The organism is Mesorhizobium sp. B283B1A, assembly GCF_020165735.1.
GTDB lineage: Bacteria > Pseudomonadota > Alphaproteobacteria > Rhizobiales > Rhizobiaceae > Mesorhizobium > Mesorhizobium opportunistum.
In genome coordinates, this window is record NZ_JAIUIQ010000021.1 from 106,901 (window position 1) to 121,708 (window position 14,808).

Here is a 14,808-nt window from a genome sequence, read left to right on the forward strand (position 1 = left end):
GCGCACCGCGACCGGCAGCCTAGCGCAAGGAGGGCACCGGTAGCGCCGCAACTGCGCGCCTCCACCAAGGACGGATCGCCGCTTCGAACTTCCCAACAGCTCTCGGCGCCGGAGCGCTAGAAATGGAGTTCGAGCCGCTCTTTCCCAAGCCGCACGTCTTTTAAGGTGAATTCAGGCATCCAGTCCGGCAGCCTGGGATCGATGTACAGCTTGCCATTTGGAGCGTCGGGCTGGAAGCCGATGATCGCCTGCAAAAGTGAAAAGCACGCCCCCGCCGCCCAGCCTGCGGAACGTTCGCTCCCTTATACTGCACCGGGAACGTTGCGGGCGTTCGCGGCAACCCGGCGCGGCGAAGCGTTCGAAGCGAAGGCAGGTAGGCATGCGCCCGTCCCAGCGATCGCATGAGCCGGCTTCCTAGTGAGCGTCAGGCCGCGAATGCTGACGGTGCTTTCTTAGCCTAGCGATGGCCGCCTTGTCGATGGTTATCACCCCGCCGCAATCAATCCGCACCGTCAGCTTACTGGCTTCGCGATCGATGCGGATGATGTCTCCAACAAGAACAAGTTTATCCCCAGCTCGGGCTTTAGGTGGTGCATCCACCGGATAAGGATGGTCGTAGGACGGAATGCTGACCCTGGCGCGTCCGCTAGGGAGAACCGTGATGACGGTAGAGGTCAACGCGACCTCGTCGCCAATCTCGAACTCCCGAGGCACACTGTAATGCAGCATGGGGAACATCCGGTGCTTTCCAGATTAATGCTGGCAAACCAAGTTGGTTGCGTAAAATCTCGCAAATGGGGAGCCCACACTCCCCGCCATCCGAGGCGACGAACGTGAACGGCTTGAAACCGGTCTTTGGCTGGGAGGTCAGCCATTCGGCTTCGTTCTCACGGATCGGGCCGGTCGGACTTCCCGAACATGGCCCCTTCCGAGGGTCACCAACGCATCATGTCCGTGCTTGGGCCCCCAGCGAGGCAGTCCGTGGAGAGATCCGGCCGATCAACGGATCGAGATTGGCCATCGCTGATCATGCTGATACTGCCCCGGTACTCATCTCGCCGCAGCGTTTCAGCCGCTGCGCCGCCGTCCACGAGACGAGCGCTTGCTTCGCAGGACGGCGCACGTCCTCAAGCTGTTTATGAATGGCCTGACTGGGGAGTATGAACTACTAAACGCTCAGAGGAACTGGGCTAGGCGGCCTGACCTGTCGCGACAGCAGGTTCCTGCCGACTCCGCAGACATCAGAGAGGCCGCATGATTGATGTTCCTCAAATGAAGGTGGCGGAAAGCGGTTTGCCGGGCCTATAATTGTGGGCAGGATTTCGCAGCGACCGGCTTCTGTTTTCGGCGCTTTCTCCCTGATCTCGTTCAAGGATGGACCGTTCCGAACGGAACATCTGGTGTCGCCAGCACGAGCGAACGGGCGGGCGCATACCCGACTCACGGGGATGGAACGCCTGTTGAAATCCGACGACGTCATACAACACGCCATAGACCAGGCTATTCAGGGCGAAATCGTCTCCCTTAGGGAGGTCGTCGCATTTATCCGAACGAAGCGCCCTGACCTCAAGGGCGAGCTGGACGAACTCGGCCATGACAACCCACTATGTGAAAAGGTGGTCCAATCGCTGCGCAGACTGGGAAAGCCGTCCTCTTCGACCTGCACGATTAGACCAGCGCCCGTTGTTTAAACCTATTTATCAAGCGGATCGCAATTCCGACCCGCAATGGAACCATTCACTCGGATTGGGCTAGGCCATGACGAACGAAAAGTTCAAAACCCGGAACCGCACCAACAGGGCGCCGGCATCGCCGAGCTGAAGAACCGGAGAGCGAGAAGAACGATGCGGCAAACGCCTCATCGCCTTCTACGACAGCCTCTCCCACTAAAGCTGGCCATCCAGCCATTCCCGCAACTCGCGATCCTCATCATTTTCAGCGATGGGTGGGGGTGGTGGCCGCGTCCTCAGGTACCAGATCGCCACAAGGACGCCTGTCGCCCAGATACCAGCAAATACGTCAGCAACAAACGTTGCCATCTCGAATACCCCAGCCCGCGCTAATTTAGCGTAGGAGCTAAGCTCTTCAAGAGAGCGCCCGTTCCCGTCCGTCGTATTCTAGACCTTGCCCGCTGCCACCCGGTAGCGAGCTCTTTTGTGGGTAGTTAGGCCATAAAGAATTTGCGTGCCTTAGGCGCGCGAGTAGTTCAGTCGACAATTCACCTCGTCTCGACGACCCAGGTCGCAGTCAGTCTCAGGTTCACGGCGTTCGCAGTACCGCCGAGCTCGTCCCGATAGCGGACCGGCCGGTTCCGGCCAATCCAGTCAACCAAGCCAGCTTTGATCTGCTCGCACCCGGTGAACTCAGGCGCTACCCAGCCGTAGGGATGGGCGGCCAGTGCGCTAGCGAACTATTACTAGTGTGACTTGTCGGTTCCCAGTTTGCGCCCTGTTGGCCGCTACTAGTCCCGACCAATGGAGTGTGCTGTTCGCCGCCGCGAGGTCGACCACTGCCCAGCATAGACGTTCCATCACTCCATACGATGCGCAGGATTCCTGAGTGCGAAGAGGGAACTCTTCCAGCGTCTCGAAGTTCGGGCTCGCATTGGAGAACCGAGATGCCCATCAATCCAGCTGTCAACGACAATAATCTTTCAAGCAAGAAGCCGGTCAAGGCGACTGAAACCACGCTTAAGGATCAAATAGAAGAAGCCAGAGCGCGGCTCAGATACAAAATGGCACGGCGGGCGATGAAACTTAAGGGGAAACACTGAGATGCCGTGGTCGAGCGATGACGGCCGTAACGAGCGAGCTACAGCGGCTGCGACACTTATCGTAGAAAAAGAAAGGGCCGAACGCGTTGCCAAAACCGCGCGGTTGAAAGAAGCGCGTCTGGCACGGGAACCAACGGTCCCTTCGCCGATGAAGCGCACGTCAAAAGTTACGAAGAAAGTGCGTCGGATTTTTGTGGCAGGCTAGGACCCGGTGCCTGTCGGCAGGCCCCTGCCTATGGCGTCTTCACGCGCTCGCACGACCTAGAAGGAAAACCGGGTAGCTCAAAGCCCGCTCAGCTTCTTCTGAAGGGTGATGCTCAAGCTCAGCAGCCTTTCACCAGTCTCGTCCCTGACATAGATCGCTAATTGCTGGCCATCGAGGTCCTTGAGGAATTCTCGTGCCAAATCTCTGAGCCCCTCCATGCCCGCTCGGCATGCTCCCTCCAACCCATCACATTCGATCCCCTCATCATCTTTCATGATCTCGTCGCGGACACTGCTGTCAAAGAAATATCTCGCCATGGAACACCTCTACTGCCACAACGCTTCAGCGGCCCTTTGGTGCAGATAGGTGCCATCAAAATCCCCGGCGCGAACGAGCCCAGCCCAGTCGGTTGCATGAAAACGCGAGCCCACGGTGGATATCAGACCGTCGCGTCTAAGATCCTGAAGGATTCGGTTGACGTGCACGGTGGAAAGGCCAAGCGCATCGCCAAGCGCCGCCTGCGTTATCGGAAGGCGGGCCACATGATCTTCGATGCGGCCGACGGCGCGGAGGCGGACAATGAGTTCGCACAAAATGTGAGCCATGCGAGCATAGCCGTCGCGTCTTCCGACGTTGGTGACCCACTCTCGATAGATCGCCGCGTCAACTACTGTCGAGCGCCAAAGGACGGTCGTTATCGAAGGATGCTGGTCGCAAATAGCGCGAAGAGCGTCATGCCTCATGAAGCCCACCCGAGAGGCCATCAGAGGCGTAAAGGTGCAATCCATGACCGAGAGGTGCAGTCCATGAAGGTCGGGAATGTCGCCGGGAACAAAAAAGGAGGTGATCTGGCGCTTGCCGTCGCCTGTCATTTTTGTCGACCCTATCAAGCCGTCCAGAACAACAAACGAAACCGTCGGATGGTCGCCCTCGCGCAGAATGTCTGCAGTGGCCTGATATTCCTTCTCCTGGATTGCGACGTTTCCCAAGATCGCAATGTCTGATGGTCCGAGGTCAGAGATCGTCTGGAGCTTACGGATCAAAATGTTCGAGGAGGCGATCTTTGTCATCAAGAACCTGATTGGGGTTGGTGCCCAACTTACAGTGGGCACTAATGTTCCCCCGCTGCCCAGCCGAAGAGAGGACAGCCCGTGGTCGGCATTACATCCGCGAGGGCGACGCGGGCGACGACCTCCGATCATCATTGATGGTTTTTGCCTCTCGTATCAGGGACGACCAACTCGCTCCTAAAAGCGAGATCAACTCGAGCGGCTGCGCCTCAGTGATGCCGGTTTCTTCCAAGAGCTTCTGGGCAAGGCCACCACCTCGAGCAATCCCTCGTTGAGGCAGGGTTCGAGGTCATCGCGGTTTATACAGGCCATGATGCCATCGCGGCCTTTGATCGTGACTCGGAGCGTGTCGTGGCCATGGTGACCGATGTGCGAATTGGGGACGGTCCCACCGGCTGGGAAGTTGCGCGTCACATGCGATCCGTCAACCCCACTTTGCCGGTCATCTACATGAGTGCCGATGGTGCGAGGACTGGCCCTCACTTGGGGTGCCAAATAGCCTCATGATAACCAAGCCGTTCGCCATGCCCCAGATCATCAATGGGGTTGCCTTCTCAATCAACAAGCAGGCCTGACGGCTCGTGGGTGACTACATGCCCGTGCCCGCAACGCACGAGCCCTCGCTCCGAGATTTGCGCCAAACATTCCGGCCTCCTAAATTATCTGATGATGCAACTGAGGTACGGCTTAAGGCAAGACCCTGACGGGAGCTGGACGGTGTTCGACGTGTTTACCGCGGCAGCCAGCGGATGCATGGGGGGCAGCGGCAGAATACCTTGATCAGGGGTACGCCGAGGATTTGGCAGCCCTCCTGAATTCAGAAGACCTCAAGCGTCGTTTGTCGCAAGGGAGAGTCGTCTGACGGCAGATACCGACAGGTCCCTGTTGTCGGCGCGGGTCAGTTCCGGCTGCCAGTAGATATTCCGGTTCAGTACCTATGCATCCGGGAATGGGGACCGAGCGCAAACGTGCCGTGTCCACTCTTTATTTTAGGCAGACTCGAGGTGCGTGACTATCATAGGTGATTGTGCCTGCGGGTGACGCCGCGTAATGGACAGCTCACAGTAGCTTCCGAGAGAGGACCGAATGTTGTATCCGGGTCGATTTTTGGGGCCGAGCGATATCGTGAAGCTTGCCCACGTGTGTGAGACAGTCTGCAATGAGCGTGGCGTAGCGCTTGCTTCGCAGGACGGAGAGCGCATAGCTGCACACGTCCTCCGGCTTTTTATGAATGGCATGACCGCGGAGAGCGAACTGCTCGACGCTGAGAGGAACTGGGCTAGGCGGCCTGACCTGTCGCGAGAGCAGGTTAGCGCCAAGTGCGTAGACATTCGAGAGGCCGCGTGATTCATGCTCCTCAAATGAGAGGTAGCGGTCAAGAAAGCAGCTTGCCGGGCCTACAATTATGGGCAGAATTTCTCAGCTACCGGCTTCTGTTTTCGGCGCTTTCTCCCTGATCTCGTTCCAGGATGGACTGTTCCGGCCGGAACATCTTGGTGTCGCTAGCACGAGCGAACGCGCGGGCGCATACCCGATTGGCGTCTAGAGGCTCGCATCGCTTGGGGGTGATGCGAGCCCGGCCAAGGGTTGCCTTTCCTTGACCAGCAGCGCTAGGCGCTGCCACCGCTGGAACGGGGTTCTTGAACACGAGGTTCAACAAAGGACAAAAAAGCGCATGCCATTCACGACCAATGCACATGATCGACCGCCTTATAGGCGGCGTCGCCGCCGCAACGCTTCGCTCCGTAAAAATCGTACAGAGAACTTTTTTCGCGATCCGAACTTAGAAGGGAATGCCCCGTTTTTTCTTCGACTTAGCCGATGACGGCGAAATTCACCCCGACACCGAAGGTGTCGACCTTCCCACCTTGGAATCCGTTGAGAACGAAGCGACTAGAGCCCTTCTCGAAATAGTCAAGGATCAGAAGTCGCACGGCTTCAGGGAAGTTGCCTTCCGTGTCCGAGACCAAGCGAGTCAGCTGTTCGTCGTCAAGGTCACGTTCGAACTGTCACGTGAGGTACGCGATGGATGAGGCCCAACTGCAGCTATTCCTGAACGTCGCCCGATGGCGCATTCAGCGGACTTTGGGCCACATAACCGACGCTATTTTGGCAAGTGAAGAGACGCGGCACACAATCGAGGAATCTCGCAAGCTGCTAGAGCGGATAGCTGATAAGGCGGGAGCTACCCGTACGAACTGACCGGCTGTCAGCGGCTATTATGGAATTGTATTGCGTGGCCTTCAGCCAGTCGGTCCTGAGTCGGCCGTGGAGGAGCTGGGTGAAGCCGCCTGAGCGTTGTTTGTCAGGAATGACAGAGGGCAAGCTTGCCACTGGCGACAACCTTTGCTTTGCCTACCCGTTCCGCAATGAAAGGAGGTAGGCATGGAACGGTATTTCTCGGTGGCTATTGTGACGTTGCTTTGCAGCCTGATGACCTTTGGCATGGCGCTGACAGTCGCCAGAACCCACAAGAAGAAGGGGATTCTCGCCCCGACGATGAATGGCGATCCGTTGCTTGAGCGGACAATCCGCGCGCATTCAAACTCAATCGAATAGCTGCCGATCTTTCTGCCGTCGATGTGGCTTTTCGCGGTCTACTGGAGCGCGCAACGGGCGGCTGCACTGGGACTGCTTTGGATGGCCGGAAGAATCGCCTATTTCATCGGTTACCTGTCCGCGCCGCTGAGGCGGTACCCCGGCTTCTTTATTCAAGCTCTCGCCGCATTCGCCCTTCTCTTCGGCGCCCTTGGCAGGATCATATTCTTGATGATGCACGGATAGGTCTCAAGCTCCGTCAACTGAAGGTCTTCCGAGAAGTATTGCGGGCTGGTTCGACAAAGCGAGCGGCGGCAGCACTCGGGATAAGCCAGGCAGGGCGTGCCGAACTCGGAATCTCGCGGTTGCCCTTGGATCCAAGTCTGTTTGAGTGGGCGCCGCTTGGGTCGGCACGAAACGTATGCATCTTTCACCCCGACCACCGGTTTTCAAAACGGACCTGTATCGAGGCTCACGACCTGGCAGGCGAAACGATCGTCGATATCGACCCGCAGTTCGCTGCCCATCAAATGAACTTCAACGCCTTACGCTTCGCCGGCGTTGAGCCGGACATCCTGGTGGAATTCGATTGCAACGGTCACGAAGCCGGATACGTTTCGGCTGGCCTAGGCATTTCGATCACCAATGAGATCATTGCGCGCGAATATGCGGCGTTTCACTTGGGAATAAAGCCTGTGGAACCATCCGCGCTGTATCACTACGTGGCGATTTGGCAGAAGGACAGGGCCTTTTCCAGCGCATTGAATGTATCGCTCGAGGCGATCATCGTTGCGTTTTCCAAGCAGCCGCCTGCTAGAGGTTGCTAGAGTTTTCCTTAGGAAGCGCTAGAGATTGAGGTTTTGTTGGCAGCTCGGATCGCACTTGCGGCGGCCAGGATGCCCTCGCAACCCGGATCGTGTGGAGGGTTTCCGGCTTGAGATGCCGTAGGCGAGATCCCCGATGGAAAGGACATATGGTCGAAACAGGTCGATCGCCCGTGGCATCAAGACGCGGTACTTTGCAGGACAGGAACCCTACCGTTTGAATTGCATACGATAGCTTCGGATGTGCTGATGGCCGACAAGGGCCGCTACACGGGCGGCGCTTTTGTCACCTTCAAGGCCAGGCGCTCTGGAATCGCGTCCAGGGCAAGGTCGGTGCGCCGCCGCCGAAGGGCCTCAAAAAGCAAAAAGCCGAGTGGCTGAAGGCGGGCCTTTCAGGCAAGGTGCGCTTCCTTAAAAGACGAAGAGACGTTGCACCAAGCGATGCTGCGCGATTTCTGGAAGGACGACGATGGCATTGGCTAAGAAGGATCAGGAGCGCGTCACGTACGCCTGGATGTACGGTCAGCAGGCGCACAAGGATGGCAAGGAACGCGCCGTGCCAAGCTATTGGACCGAGCACGCCGAAGCCTGGCTGCATGGCTTCGACGGCGTGCCACTGGGCAGCGAGCCCAAGCCGATGAGCGCCAGCATGGAAGCAGAGGTGGACGAAACAGCAGTCGACCGTCCTGACTCCGGAACCTAGCCCTTAGCTTTGGCTTATGTGCTCGATCAGCACGCGCGGCATTAATTCCTCGACCGTGGATGGCAGAAAACCTGCCGACGCAATGACTGACGATCCGGTTGCGATCAGCGACCTTGCGGATAGCGCGATGAAAGCGGCCGATGAGGCCGGCATCGCCACCACGGAAATCACTGACGAAGTGCCCAGCGTGTTCGACGTCATCGCCGAAGCCATGGATCACCGCGAAGGCGGCACGCCTTGACAAAGATCGGCACCGCTTGACTCGTTCCCGACGCGTTCCCATTTTGGTCTTCCGCAACGGCAGGCTGGTGATCTCATGTGTGGGCTCGTTTTCGTCGAAACGACAATCCCGGACATGGTGCGGCGTTTCGAATTTGCCCATCCCGGCGATAGTCGAGCGCATGGGGAATGCTTTCCCGATCTGGAACGGTGCGCCGAGCCCGAGCTATCCGATCATCATGGCGAAGAGTCGCTCGGGCGGTTATCGAAGCCGCTTTCCAGTCACAGCACAATTCAATGGTCGGAGCCCACGCATTTCGCCCGGATGTGGATCACATCCTACAGGTGATTGCGGGATCACGTGAACTGCTGAAACGGCTTCGCCGGCGCCAACTCGATGACGCTGCCAAGGACCGGCAACGGAACTGCCGCACTTCTGGGAACACACGGTCGGCAGTGGCCACGCGACGCTCGGCTTGCGTGCCGCCATTCGTCTAGCTAACAGGTGAAACCTGGCCTGTTTGCGGGAGATGTCCGCTGTTATGTCGACTTACGTGGCGAAGGCAGCGGAGAACCGGCGCGGCTTCAACCTCGTCACGCGAGGACTGGAGAGATCAGTCTAGGGACCCCGGCAACTGCTGCGGCATTCGGCAAAGCGGGGCGCCGCTGCCACGAATTGCTGGAAGCAGATCGTTGCGACCCTGGGCGGGCAGATGCAGCGTGCAGGCTTTGAGGGGGGGCACCATCAACCGCGAACTTCGCGAGTTCCACAACTCCGATCAGCGCGAGCTTTGGCTGCGATCTGGACAGGGTCAGCGCCCCGGGAGGCAGCGCCGTGTGACCCGGCTCCGATCTGAGAGCCGGGTCCGGAGTCGGATTAGTAGTCGTTGTTCTCGATCACGACGTGACGATGCCGGCGGTGCATCGGGCGGTCGTCCGAACGTTTAATGATGATGGTATCGGGACGATGATGTCTGCGCCAATAATGGCGATTGCCATTGTCGTAAAACGCCTCGGTGCCATGACGGCGATGATGGAGGCGAGCTCCGTCCTCATTGATGACGACAGCGTCCGCACGATGGTGATGGCGGTGCTGGTTCGTGGTGAGAACGATCGCATCCGCCGAGGCAATGGAAGGCGCGGCCAAGCAGAGCGCCAGCGCGCCCAGAATCAGGGTGGTTTTCATGTTCAACTCTCCAAGGAAGTAAGATGCCCTTCGTTCAATAAACATCGTTTGCACACTTTGGTTCCTGTCTGGATTGTTAGCCGGCACGACTTGGCGAGCCGCGACGCTTCCCCTGAGGGTCTCCGGAGTGGCAGATTTCACAGCCCGATAGTTTGCCCGGCTTCCAGCTGAAGGAAAGCCACCGACGAATTGCTGAGCGGGTCGTCCAGGACGCGTGGACTGAATACACGGTCGAGAATGGCGAGCAGCGAACCCAGAGCGCGCATCACGTCCCAAGCGGGCGCGGATCATTGACGGCCGGGAGGCACCCCCACGGGCGGCCGGCGCGCGGGCCAATTATCCGATCACCGACGCAGAAATTTTTACCAAATATTCCGACCCCATAATGTGATTTGGTTTTTCAGCAGGTTCTCCCAATATGCCACTGAGAGGGAGGTCACGTGGATGGAACGCCTGTTGAAGTCCGACGACGTCATACAACAAGCGATAGACCAGGCTATTCAGGGCGATATCGTCTCCCTTAAGAAGGCCATCGCATTCATCCGAACGAAGCGCCCTGACCTAAAGGGCGAGCTGGACGAACTCGGCCACGACAACCCACTATGTGAAAAGGTGGTTCAAATCGCTGCGCAGACTGGGAAAGCCGTCCTCTTCGACCTGCACGAGTAGACCAGCGCCCGTTGTTCAACCTATCATATCAGCGGATCGCAATTCCGACCCGCAATGGAACCATTTGTCCGACAATAAGTTATAGGCGCCAGGACTCATGGGGGCTCCCTTGGCAATGCGCGACAAAGCCGGCCACAAGACCGTCGCCGGCTCTCTTCAGGAACTGATCCGAAACGAGGACAACCGTCGTCAGGTTCGGAGGGCCTTCCGGTTGGAGGTCGAACCTGAGTTGCCGCCAACGTTAGCCTCACTCCTCGACGCCATTGAACAGGCTCATCAGGAAACCCTAAATTACCCTCATGAGCCAGCAGAGGTACGACTTGAGGCGAGACCCGGATGGGAGCTGGACGGTGTTCGACGTGTTCACCGGGCAGCCGGCTGATGAGTGGGGGTCACCGGCTGAACACCTCGACCAGCCCTACGCCGAGGACTTGGCAGCGATCCTGAATGCCGAAGACCTGAAGCGTGGGGTCCTCCGAGGTGATCGACGTCCTGGGCCTGCATTCCCAAGTAATTAAGTAAAATCTTATCGTTGTCCTATATGCAAAGGACACTATGTCGCTGAATATCCTGTCTATTCGGCAACGAAGTGGCACCTTAGCGCGTACTAATGTGAGTAGCGGGCCCTGCGCTTGCTGCACTTAGTAAGACAACCACAGGAGAGTGTCATGGCCAGTATCCTTGCGAGAACCGCCAAAGCATTGGCGAGTGGTGCAATGATTGCAGTTATGTGCATGCCGGCATATGCGGGCGGGATCGGCGTCGGAGCCGGAGCCTCGGTCGGTGGGAGCGGCGGCGTGAATGCCGGGGTGGGTGCTTCCATCGGCGGTTCGGGCGGAGTGAACGCTGGCGTCGGCGCCTCGGTCGGTAGCGCGGGCGGCGTCAATGCCGGTGCTGGTGTTTCGGTTGCAGGGGCAGGCGGCGTGAACGCCGGCCTCGGAACATCAGTTGGTGGCACCAATGGCATCAGTGCCCGAGCCGCTGCGACGGTGGGCAGCCCGAAGGTTTTGAAGGCTAGAATTGGCGCAAAGATCGGTGGCCCCAATACATTGCGGGCAGGGGCGGGGGCTTCGGTTGTGGCTCAAGCGGCGTCAATGCCGGTCTCGGGGCGTCGGTCGACGGCTCCAGCGGTATTAATGCCGGTGCGCGGGTAGGCGGAACGAACGGTGTGACGGCCGGATTGGGTACAACTGTGGGCGGCACGAGCGGCGTTGGTGCTGGGGCGGGCGTAGGCATTGGCAACGGCGTCAATATGGCTCTCGGCATCGGCGTCGGGAACGGTCCAAGCAGCCCAAGCAACCCGAGCAATCCGACCGGTCCCAAAGTAGCCAGTGCCGTCGCTAATATGTCGGGCGGCAAGTTGGCTCGCATGAAGAAGCGGTGCGTAGACGTGCTTGGCAGCCAAGAGACTTATGACCGCGACCTGCGCCAGCTCTGCCTACTTATCGCCGGCCGTTGACCTGGACAGCCGGGACGGAAGTGCGAACCAGCCGTAAGGCGGTATGACACTCTCCTAGCCTTCGGCCAGTCAGAAAGCCCGTCTCCCGCAAGCGACGGGCTTTTTGCCGGTGCTATCGGAGAAGGTCGCCATATTCTGGGACCCGCACTCGATCATTCTTAGCTTCTAACGCTCGCGGCTCGTCTCTAAACCCTCCATGTAGTTGGCTAGCCTGAGCCTTGCCTGGCTCCGATCACCCGCGCAGAGATTTGCACTAATTCCGACACCATCGGTCGGGCTTTAGTCCGAGTTGACATTGACGCGAGGCCGCTCAAATGATCCGCCAAATCGGGGGCAGGGGATTACATGACTATAGCACGCCTCGCGAAAGACAGCGTCTTTGAACCTGAAGATCTGACCTTTCTGTACGAAATGATGGACCAACTCTGTTTGCTGCGCGGGATAGAGCGCCAAAGCCATGAAGCTGAAGCGGCGGCCCTGGCGCTGATTGCCCGCTACAAGGCTGGGCTGCGCGGTGACGAACTCGCGCAATCGTTGGAACTCAAATAGCCGATTTGAGGCAGTCCAATCAGGGAACCATCAAGGCCACCAATGGTTGGGCTCAGTGCAACCGTGCAGGCCGACCATGCAAGAACTGTCTACCGAGCAACAGCAGGCTATATCGCGTCTCATTCGGAAGTGGATTACTTCTGAGACCCTGCGTCGTTACATCTTCCAACTGCTGAAACTCCCTGCAGACCCGGATCTATCCGAGGAGCAGCGGTCCAAGCTTGACGAGCTTAATCGGAAGCACAACGTATCGTCCCATGGAACCAAGGTACGAACTAAAGAGGGACCCGAAGGGGTGGTCGGTGGTCGACCGACACACCGGCAAACCAGCGGAGCCCGAAGGTCACCCAGCGGTCGGCCTGGACGTCACCTACGCGACTGACTTGGTGATACTCCTCAACGCCAACGACCTGAAGAGCAGGCTCGCGTACGGGCGATTCGCCTGACGGGTCAGCAGCAAGCCAACTTGGCGTCTTTGTACGCTTCCAGCTCTTGATTTTTTAAAGAAACGCGCGAGAGAATCGCTTGAGTTGGCCTTCTGTCTCGATGGGGGGGTGGGATGGATGCTGAAGCGTCTGGTTGGCCTGCGCAGCGCACCGCTTGGGAACTGGTTTGCGACGTCCTAAGGGGTTTTCAAGAGGGCAACCTGGTTTCGGTGAAGGTGACCATTGCAACGGTGCGGGAACGCGACCCGCATCTCTTGGAGTCGGACTGTCATCTGGTCGAGATCGTAGTTGATGTGGCTCCGAAGCGGGGGCTGTTCGTTGCCTTTGACGTTCGTGAAGCATGATGCCCCTCGGTCGGTTTCATCCTCCGGTCACAGTAAAGACCACCATCGAAGGTGATGTCCGGCACAACATCAGCGACGGTTCAAGCGGCAAGGGAACAACTCGTTCAGTGGACCAAAAGAGGGCCGAAATGGTATCTGGCGGCCGGTGCCTGCTTGGCCTCACTTGATGGCAAATTACCCCCACACGTGGCTCGAAGGGCGTTCGTAGAGGCTGCTATTGAGGAAGGGATGCTTCTTTACGATCCTGAGGGTTGAAGAGGCTCATAAGCGAACCCTAAATTACCATCATGATAGAGCGGCGGTATGACCTGAGGCGACACCCAGACGGGACCTGGACGGTGTTCGACGTGTTCACCGGGCAGCCAGTTTCGCCTGATGGTATGGGGCCTAGAGGGGAGCCTTGCTGCTGGCAGGCTGGAAGCCGTTGTCGGCGCTCACCGGCCTGGACGCTCAAGAATTGCGGATGGCGCAAAGGCTGCTCGCGGTTGGCAACCAGAGGACGAACCGAACGCTTCAAATATCGTCGGCCCGTTCACACGATCGAATATTATTGGGCAGGCTGGGGCTGGCAGATCGACCTTCTGGAAATGACAAAGCTATTTCTTAGATGGCCGCTGCACTCACAAGTGGTCAGCAGAGTCCCGTCCTTGCGGCACTCATGAAGGCCGGCCAAGGCTCCCGCTTGCAACAGTCACAGGTCGATCGTGTCGCGCGGGCGCTTTTGCTTTCCTCGACCGAAAGTAATTGACCCTTCCATCCAGAAGGCGACGGCGAACACGCTCAGGATGACGATCGACGCCGAAGCGGCGCCGTAGATGAATTGGATTATCATCTGGTCGAGAATCCAGCCAAGGCCCTGGTGGATGCCGACAAGAATGACAACGAAGATGACAGCGGCAATAAGCTGAAGCACGGTGTTCCTAGACATGGGTAGTGAGCACAAGACGAAACCGGCCCGATTGATAGATAAGCGGCAGCGGCTTTGAAGGGTAGAGAATGGCGCTTCCATTCAACGGTCGAGTCCGCACATAAGACCCAGCTAAACTGAGGTCGGTGATAGTGCAGGGGGCAAGGCCCATGGGAATACTTCGACCGAGACCGAAGCCAAAAAAGGCATATCCAAATAGCGACCGCTATGGAGAGGACGGCCGGCGCATCTATAGCGCATATGCCGCTTCTGACGAAAAGAAGCCGGTAAATCGACGCAAACGGCGGCGCCGCATGGTGCTCATAGGCGGCGGATCGCTCGCTGTGCCTTGCTCTACCTGCTCGGGGCTGGTTACCGGCAATTGATGCGGCCCGGCGCCTGTGGGTTGGGGCGAACAGGAACCGGGCCTAACCGTCGGGCTGTCTGTGCGCACGGAGCCGTCGGCTCGATTATTGATGCGCCGATGCTAATATACCTCAAAGCTATCAGAATGAAGTACGAGAACAGCAATAGGGAGGAAGAGCACGGGCCGATGAAGCTGGCGACAATCCACATCGGAGACGATCGGTGACTTCGTTTTTTTCACCACCGGCGTCTCCTCAATGAACAGCGCCGACTAGATCTCGGAAGACTGACGACCAGATCGGAAATCAGCCGACCGACCATCATAGTGAGTTTCCAAAGCACAATAGGCCACTGGCGGTCTGCGCCTCCGGGCCGTAGAGCTCAAGAGCCGCCTTCACTGCATCGTCAGGGCCGACGAAATCTGAGAGCCGCAGCGCAGCACCATTGTCTGTCAGAAGCATCAAAACGATCCTCCTGGGTGCTCGTTACACAACACCCTTTGGCCCTATCGAGCAAATGAAGCCGGTGGCTTGTCGAAAAACAGGGCGAC

General features: G+C 58.2%; 16 protein-coding genes and 1 pseudogene. 10 read left to right on the forward strand and 7 right to left on the reverse strand.

Annotated features, from left to right (window positions below; translation table 11 throughout):
* Positions 1-116 precede the first annotated feature (116 nt).
* From LB577_RS19370 to LB577_RS19380, 3 genes are all read right to left on the reverse strand, one after another.
* Positions 117-254 carry a hypothetical protein gene (locus LB577_RS19370; protein WP_224687923.1) on the reverse strand — a complete coding sequence of 46 codons (138 nt, stop codon included), beginning with the start codon at positions 252-254 and terminating at the stop codon, positions 117-119.
* Positions 255-414: 160 nt separating this feature from the next.
* Positions 415-729, reverse strand: a complete 315-nt coding sequence (locus LB577_RS19375) for a hypothetical protein (RefSeq protein WP_224687924.1) — start codon at positions 727-729, stop codon at positions 415-417.
* Positions 730-1,268: 539 nt separating this feature from the next.
* A complete protein-coding gene (locus tag LB577_RS19380) occupies positions 1,269-1,595 on the reverse strand; it encodes a hypothetical protein (RefSeq protein ID WP_224687925.1) in 327 nt (108 codons plus the stop codon).
* Positions 1,596-2,617: 1,022 nt separating this feature from the next.
* Between LB577_RS19380 and LB577_RS19385 the strand changes: the two genes are divergently transcribed.
* Complete coding sequence (locus LB577_RS19385) at positions 2,618-2,773, forward strand: hypothetical protein (RefSeq protein WP_224687926.1); 156 nt, start codon at positions 2,618-2,620, stop codon at positions 2,771-2,773.
* 282 nt (positions 2,774-3,055) lie between these two features.
* Here the strand turns inward: LB577_RS19385 and LB577_RS19390 are convergent, their stop codons facing one another.
* On the reverse strand, positions 3,056-3,295 hold the full coding sequence (locus LB577_RS19390) for a DUF6894 family protein (RefSeq protein WP_224687927.1): 240 nt from the start codon (positions 3,293-3,295) through the stop codon (positions 3,056-3,058).
* Between the two features lie 9 nt (positions 3,296-3,304).
* Positions 3,305-4,048: a Crp/Fnr family transcriptional regulator gene (locus LB577_RS19395; RefSeq protein WP_224687928.1), complete on the reverse strand. Its 744-nt coding sequence runs from the start codon at positions 4,046-4,048 to the stop codon at positions 3,305-3,307.
* 1,793 nt (positions 4,049-5,841) lie between these two features.
* Here LB577_RS19395 and LB577_RS19400 point away from each other — a divergent pair.
* The 5 genes and pseudogenes from LB577_RS19400 (at position 5,842) to LB577_RS19425 (ending at position 8,354) form a co-directional block, all read left to right on the forward strand.
* A complete protein-coding gene (locus LB577_RS19400) occupies positions 5,842-6,081 on the forward strand; it encodes a DUF6894 family protein (RefSeq protein WP_224687929.1) in 240 nt (79 codons plus the stop codon).
* 412 nt (positions 6,082-6,493) lie between these two features.
* Positions 6,494-6,832: pseudogene (locus LB577_RS33515) on the forward strand (MAPEG family protein).
* Positions 6,833-6,870: 38 nt separating this feature from the next.
* Positions 6,871-7,413: a LysR family transcriptional regulator substrate-binding protein gene (locus tag LB577_RS19415; protein WP_224687931.1), complete on the forward strand. Its 543-nt coding sequence runs from the start codon at positions 6,871-6,873 to the stop codon at positions 7,411-7,413.
* Positions 7,414-7,879: 466 nt separating this feature from the next.
* The gene (locus LB577_RS19420; RefSeq protein ID WP_224687932.1) at positions 7,880-8,113 is read left to right on the forward strand and encodes a hypothetical protein; all 234 of its coding nucleotides are present in this window, start codon (positions 7,880-7,882) and stop codon (positions 8,111-8,113) included.
* 82 nt (positions 8,114-8,195) lie between these two features.
* Entirely contained in the window at positions 8,196-8,354 is a 159-nt protein-coding gene (locus LB577_RS19425) for a hypothetical protein (protein ID WP_224687933.1), read from the forward strand.
* 855 nt (positions 8,355-9,209) lie between these two features.
* Here LB577_RS19425 and LB577_RS19430 read toward each other — a convergent pair.
* Complete coding sequence (locus tag LB577_RS19430) at positions 9,210-9,518, reverse strand: hypothetical protein (RefSeq protein ID WP_224687934.1); 309 nt, start codon at positions 9,516-9,518, stop codon at positions 9,210-9,212.
* Positions 9,519-9,962: 444 nt separating this feature from the next.
* Here LB577_RS19430 and LB577_RS19435 point away from each other — a divergent pair, with 444 nt between their 5' ends.
* From LB577_RS19435 to LB577_RS33520, 4 genes are all read left to right on the forward strand, one after another.
* Complete coding sequence (locus LB577_RS19435) at positions 9,963-10,187, forward strand: hypothetical protein (RefSeq protein WP_224687935.1); 225 nt, start codon at positions 9,963-9,965, stop codon at positions 10,185-10,187.
* A gap of 1,804 nt (positions 10,188-11,991) precedes the next feature.
* A complete protein-coding gene (locus LB577_RS19440) occupies positions 11,992-12,195 on the forward strand; it encodes a hypothetical protein (protein WP_224687936.1) in 204 nt (67 codons plus the stop codon).
* A gap of 559 nt (positions 12,196-12,754) precedes the next feature.
* Positions 12,755-12,985: a hypothetical protein gene (locus LB577_RS19445; RefSeq protein ID WP_031250779.1), complete on the forward strand. Its 231-nt coding sequence runs from the start codon at positions 12,755-12,757 to the stop codon at positions 12,983-12,985.
* A 54-nt stretch (positions 12,986-13,039) separates the two neighbouring features.
* On the forward strand, positions 13,040-13,240 hold the full coding sequence (locus tag LB577_RS33520; RefSeq protein ID WP_084018973.1) for a DUF982 domain-containing protein: 201 nt from the start codon (positions 13,040-13,042) through the stop codon (positions 13,238-13,240).
* Between the two features lie 436 nt (positions 13,241-13,676).
* Here LB577_RS33520 and LB577_RS19455 read toward each other — a convergent pair whose 3' ends face one another.
* A complete protein-coding gene (locus LB577_RS19455) occupies positions 13,677-13,994 on the reverse strand; it encodes a hypothetical protein (protein ID WP_224687937.1) in 318 nt (105 codons plus the stop codon).
* Between the last annotated feature and the right edge of the window lie 814 nt (positions 13,995-14,808).

Excerpts from the sequence above, each read along its gene's own strand:
- LB577_RS19455 (WP_224687937.1), bottom strand. The coding sequence starts at position 13,994 with ATGGAAGCGCCATTCTCTACCCTTCAAAGCCGCTGCCGCTTATCTATC.
- LB577_RS19395 (WP_224687928.1), bottom strand. The coding sequence starts at position 4,048 with ATGACAAAGATCGCCTCCTCGAACATTTTGATCCGTAAGCTCCAGACG.
- LB577_RS19380 (WP_224687925.1), bottom strand. The coding sequence starts at position 1,595 with ATGGCCGAGTTCGTCCAGCTCGCCCTTGAGGTCAGGGCGCTTCGTTCG.
- LB577_RS19430 (WP_224687934.1), bottom strand. The coding sequence starts at position 9,518 with ATGAAAACCACCCTGATTCTGGGCGCGCTGGCGCTCTGCTTGGCCGCG.
- LB577_RS19420 (WP_224687932.1), top strand. The coding sequence starts at position 7,880 with ATGGCATTGGCTAAGAAGGATCAGGAGCGCGTCACGTACGCCTGGATG.
- LB577_RS19375 (WP_224687924.1), bottom strand. The coding sequence starts at position 729 with ATGCTGCATTACAGTGTGCCTCGGGAGTTCGAGATTGGCGACGAGGTC.
- LB577_RS19445 (WP_031250779.1), top strand. The coding sequence starts at position 12,755 with ATGGATGCTGAAGCGTCTGGTTGGCCTGCGCAGCGCACCGCTTGGGAA.
- LB577_RS19440 (WP_224687936.1), top strand. The coding sequence starts at position 11,992 with ATGACTATAGCACGCCTCGCGAAAGACAGCGTCTTTGAACCTGAAGAT.
- LB577_RS33520 (WP_084018973.1), top strand. The coding sequence starts at position 13,040 with ATGTCCGGCACAACATCAGCGACGGTTCAAGCGGCAAGGGAACAACTC.
- LB577_RS19435 (WP_224687935.1), top strand. The coding sequence starts at position 9,963 with ATGGAACGCCTGTTGAAGTCCGACGACGTCATACAACAAGCGATAGAC.
- LB577_RS19400 (WP_224687929.1), top strand. The coding sequence starts at position 5,842 with ATGCCCCGTTTTTTCTTCGACTTAGCCGATGACGGCGAAATTCACCCC.
- LB577_RS19390 (WP_224687927.1), bottom strand. The coding sequence starts at position 3,295 with ATGGCGAGATATTTCTTTGACAGCAGTGTCCGCGACGAGATCATGAAA.
- LB577_RS19385 (WP_224687926.1), top strand. The coding sequence starts at position 2,618 with ATGCCCATCAATCCAGCTGTCAACGACAATAATCTTTCAAGCAAGAAG.
- LB577_RS19425 (WP_224687933.1), top strand. The coding sequence starts at position 8,196 with ATGACTGACGATCCGGTTGCGATCAGCGACCTTGCGGATAGCGCGATG.